Raw genomic sequence first — 3,738 nt, forward strand, 5'->3', positions numbered from 1 at the left:
GTCCGCGGCCTGGCGGCGGGCGTCCTCTGGCTCGGCGCCGGCGTTGCCCGCGGCGACCTGCAGGGCCTGCGAGGTGTTCTCGGCGTCGGTGAGGGCCGCGCGGACCGAGGTCACCTCGGCGCGGAGCGCGTCGACCTGGCGGGACAGCTCGGCGATCCGCTCCTCGGCGATCCGCCGCTGGTTGTTGGCCTCGTCGACGGAGCGCAGGGCGTCGTCGCGGGCGTTCTGCATGGTGTCGTGCTGGGTGACGAGCTGGCGCATCGCCTGCTCGGTCTCGGCGACACGGCGCTCGGCCGTCTCGGCGCGGGTCCTGGAGCGGTTGACCTCGGTCCAGGCCGTCGCGGCGTCGCGCTGGGCCTTGTCCTTGTCGTTCTGGGCGGAGGCGAGCTGCTGGGCGGCCTCGCTCTGCACGTCGCTGATGCGGCGCTCGCCGACCGACAGGGCCTCACCGAGCAGCTCGGCCATCTGCTTCAGCTTCTCGACGAGGTCCCAGCCCGGCAGGGTGCGGCCCTCGGCCTGCGCCTGCTGCTGGCCCTGCGCCTGGACGGGCTGCTGGGCGTGGGCGTTGAGGAGCTCCCTTGGCGACTGGGCGGGCGAAGGCGACCACGACAAGCCACCGGGCTGTGCGGTGCGCTGGCCGCCTGATCCGTTGAGGTCACTCACGGTAAAGACTCCAGAAGGGGTTCATCACGACGCTGGTATGGGAAAACTGTATTGCCGGCATGGGGGTATGTCTCCCCCGTCCCGCAATGCGATCTCAGTATCTCGCTGCTCCCTGGTGCTGACAGAATGTCAGAACATGGAGCTACGCAGTCTGTATCCGCCGATCGAACCTTACGAGTCCGGCCTGCTCGACGTGGGTGACGGGCAGCAGATCCACTGGGAGGTCTGCGGCAATCCGGACGGAAAGCCCGTGGTGATGGTACACGGCGGCCCCGGGGGCGGATGTGGCCCGGATCACCGCAGGCAGTTCGATCCCTCGGCCTACAAGATCGTCCTTTTCGACCAGCGCAACTGCGGCCGGAGCCTGCCGCACGCCAGCGATCCGGCGGTCTCGCTGGAGTCGAACACCACCTGGAACCTCGTCGCCGACATGGAGAAACTCCGCGAGCACCTCGGCATCGACCGCTGGATGGTGTTCGGCGGCTCGTGGGGAAGCTGCCTGTCCCTGACGTACGCGATCGAACACCCCGAGCGCACCAGCGAGCTCGTCCTGCGGGGCATCTTCCTGCTGCGCTCGTTCGAGCTGGCGTGGTTCTACGAGGGCGGCGCGTCGCTGCTCTTCCCCGATCTGTGGGAGAACTACCTCGCGCCGATCCCCGAGGACGAGCGCGAGGAGCTGATCGAGGCGTTCTCGCGGCGGCTGTCCGACCCCGACCCGGCGATCCGGCTGCCCGCCGCACGCGCCTGGGCCACGTGGGAGGGCTCGACCGTCACGCTGCTGCCCAACAAGGAGCTCGTGGACCACTTCGGCGAGCCCGACTACGCGGTCGCGTTCGCCCGGATCGAGAACCACTACTTCGTGAACGGCGGCTTCTTCTCCAGCGAGGACTGGATCCTCGACAACATCGACACGATCCGCCACATCCCGACGGTGATCGTCCAGGGGCGGTACGACGTCTGCACGCCCGCCGCGACGGCGTGGGACCTGCACCTGGCCTGGCCCGAGGCCGAGTTCCATCTGATCGACGACGCGGGCCACGCGTTCGACGAGCCCGGCATCCTCGATCGGCTCATCAAGGCGACGGACCGCTTCGCTTCGTGACGTACCGGTTCCGAGCCGGTCAAGCTACCGGTTCGGAACCGGTTCGGACCGGTCCAAACCGGTACGACAAAGCCCCCGCAGCGCACGCGCTACGGGGGCTTTGCGACGTTCTCTGTGAGGCCGACTCGACGTCAACCCCGCATCCCTCTTAAATCAGAGGGCGCGGACGTTCTCCGCCTGCGGACCCTTGGGGCCCTGCGTGATGTCGAACTCGACCTGCTGGTTCTCCTCCAGGTTCCGGTAACCGGTTCCCTGGATGGCACTGAAGTGGACGAACACGTCCGGGCCGCCCTCAGCCTGCTGGATGAAGCCGAAGCCCTTTTCGCCGTTGAACCACTTGACGGTGCCCTGCGCCATACTGCACTCCTGATGTGTACCTACAGATCCACACTGTGCGAACCCGGGTCGCCGCGGTCCGATCCCCCAAAAGAAAAAACCCGCTGAGATGAACTCCGCGGGCATCGAACACTCGATCAGGCGAAAGCACTTCTACGACCAATGCACAAGGTAGCACATCCTCTACGCGGGGTGTCCAGCCCCACCCCCCAAAAAGATCATTCCGAATTCTGTTCGGTAGCATCTAGAACCTGATTCGGGAGGTGGGCGGAATGGTGACCGCGACGGGCGCCGCCATTGCCGGGCTCGGCATGACGGAGCTGGGAAAGGTCTACGGGCGCAGCCCGCGGCGGCTGGCCGCGGACGCCGTGCGCCTGGCGGCCGCGGACGCCGGGCTCGGCCTCGCCGACCTCGACGGGCTGCTCGTCAGCCACGGGATGGGCGGCTCCCCCGGCATCGAACTGGCCGACGTGCTCGGGCTACGTGATCTTCGTCTCCTTTCGCTGATGAGCTCGTTCGGGGCCACGGCGGGCGCGATGGTCTCCTACGCGGCCCAGTCGGTGCTCAGCGGCGCCGCGACGGCCGTGGCCTGCGTCTTCGCCGACGCGCCGCTCCAGCCGAAGCAGTCGGCGGGCTCGGCCTACGACCGGTCGTCGCGGGACTACTACGGCTACCACGGGATGAACGCCTCGCTCGGGTTCCGGAGCGTCAACGCGGTCTACGCGCTCGCCGCTCAGCGGCACATGTCCCGCTACGGGACGACCAGCGAGCAGCTCGGCGCGATCGCCGTCGCCACCCGGGCGTGGGCCTCGCTCAACCCGCTGGCGCAGCTCCGCGAACCGATCACGCTCGAGGACCACCAGAGCTCCCGGTTCGTCGTCGAACCGCTGCACCTGCTGGACTGCTGCCTGGTCTCCAACGGGGCCGTCGCGGTGATCGTCACCTCGGCGGAGCGGGCGCGGGACCTGGCCCAGCCACCCGTGCACGTCCTCGGCTGGGGGCAGGGGCATCCCGGGCACCGGCAGGAGGCCGGCAGCGCGTTCGGGCTGACGACCGGGGCCGCGATCTCCGGGCCGACCGCGCTGCGGATGGCGGGGGTGGGCGTCGCGGACGTCGACGTGGCCGAGCTGTACGACTGCTACACCTTCACCACGCTGATCACGCTGGAGGACTACGGGTTCTGCGGCAAGGGCGAGGGCGGGGCGTTCGCCGCGTCCGGGGCGCTCGGACCCGGCGGCTCGCTGCCGACCAACACCGGCGGCGGACAGCTGTCCGGCTACTACATGTGGGGCATGACGCCGCTGTCGGAGGCCGTCATCCAGGCGCGCGGCCAGGGCGGCGCGCGGCAGGCTCCCCGCAACGACGTGATCCTCGTGAGCGGCAACGGCGGGATCCTCGACCACCACAGCACCCTCGTCGTCAGCCCGCACCCGAAGGGAAAGCGATGATCCACCGCGACGGCAGGACCGACCCGTTCTTCGACGGGGCCCGGCGCGACCTGCTGATGATCAGGCGCTGCGCGGACTGCGCGCACTGGTACGGGCCGCTCGCGAGCTCCTGCTCCCGGTGCGGCGGCGAGGACCTGGCGTGGGCGCGGGCCGAGGGCCGTGCCTCGCTGGTGTCGTGGGCGCGGGTGC

At 69.4% G+C, this 3,738-nt stretch carries 5 protein-coding genes; 3 read left to right on the forward strand and 2 right to left on the reverse strand.

What is annotated here, in order from left to right:
• The coding region (locus ACYVE7_RS30905) for a hypothetical protein (protein WP_460369706.1) at positions 1–663 on the reverse strand (663 nt) is incomplete at its 3' end.
• A 136-nt stretch (positions 664–799) separates the two neighbouring features.
• Between ACYVE7_RS30905 and pip the strand changes: the two genes are divergently transcribed.
• On the forward strand, positions 800–1,765 hold the full coding sequence (gene pip / locus ACYVE7_RS30910) for a prolyl aminopeptidase (protein WP_460369707.1): 966 nt from the start codon (positions 800–802) through the stop codon (positions 1,763–1,765).
• 153 nt (positions 1,766–1,918) lie between these two features.
• Here the strand turns inward: pip and ACYVE7_RS30915 are convergent, their stop codons facing one another.
• A complete protein-coding gene (locus tag ACYVE7_RS30915; RefSeq protein WP_460369708.1) occupies positions 1,919–2,122 on the reverse strand; it encodes a cold-shock protein in 204 nt (67 codons plus the stop codon).
• Positions 2,123–2,373: 251 nt separating this feature from the next.
• Here ACYVE7_RS30915 and ACYVE7_RS30920 point away from each other — a divergent pair, with 251 nt between their 5' ends.
• Both ACYVE7_RS30920 and ACYVE7_RS30925 read left to right on the forward strand, forming a co-directional pair.
• Positions 2,374–3,549 carry a thiolase family protein gene (locus ACYVE7_RS30920; protein ID WP_460369710.1) on the forward strand — a complete coding sequence of 392 codons (1,176 nt, stop codon included), beginning with the start codon at positions 2,374–2,376 and terminating at the stop codon, positions 3,547–3,549.
• A partial coding sequence (locus ACYVE7_RS30925; protein WP_460369711.1) for a Zn-ribbon domain-containing OB-fold protein occupies positions 3,546–3,738 on the forward strand: 193 nt, incomplete at its 3' end. The genes ACYVE7_RS30920 and ACYVE7_RS30925, both read left to right, overlap by 4 nt.

This window comes from Actinocorallia lasiicapitis, assembly GCF_054778695.1.

Excerpts from the sequence above, each read along its gene's own strand:
- pip (WP_460369707.1), top strand. The coding sequence starts at position 800 with ATGGAGCTACGCAGTCTGTATCCGCCGATCGAACCTTACGAGTCCGGC.
- ACYVE7_RS30915 (WP_460369708.1), bottom strand. The coding sequence starts at position 2,122 with ATGGCGCAGGGCACCGTCAAGTGGTTCAACGGCGAAAAGGGCTTCGGC.
- ACYVE7_RS30920 (WP_460369710.1), top strand. The coding sequence starts at position 2,374 with ATGGTGACCGCGACGGGCGCCGCCATTGCCGGGCTCGGCATGACGGAG.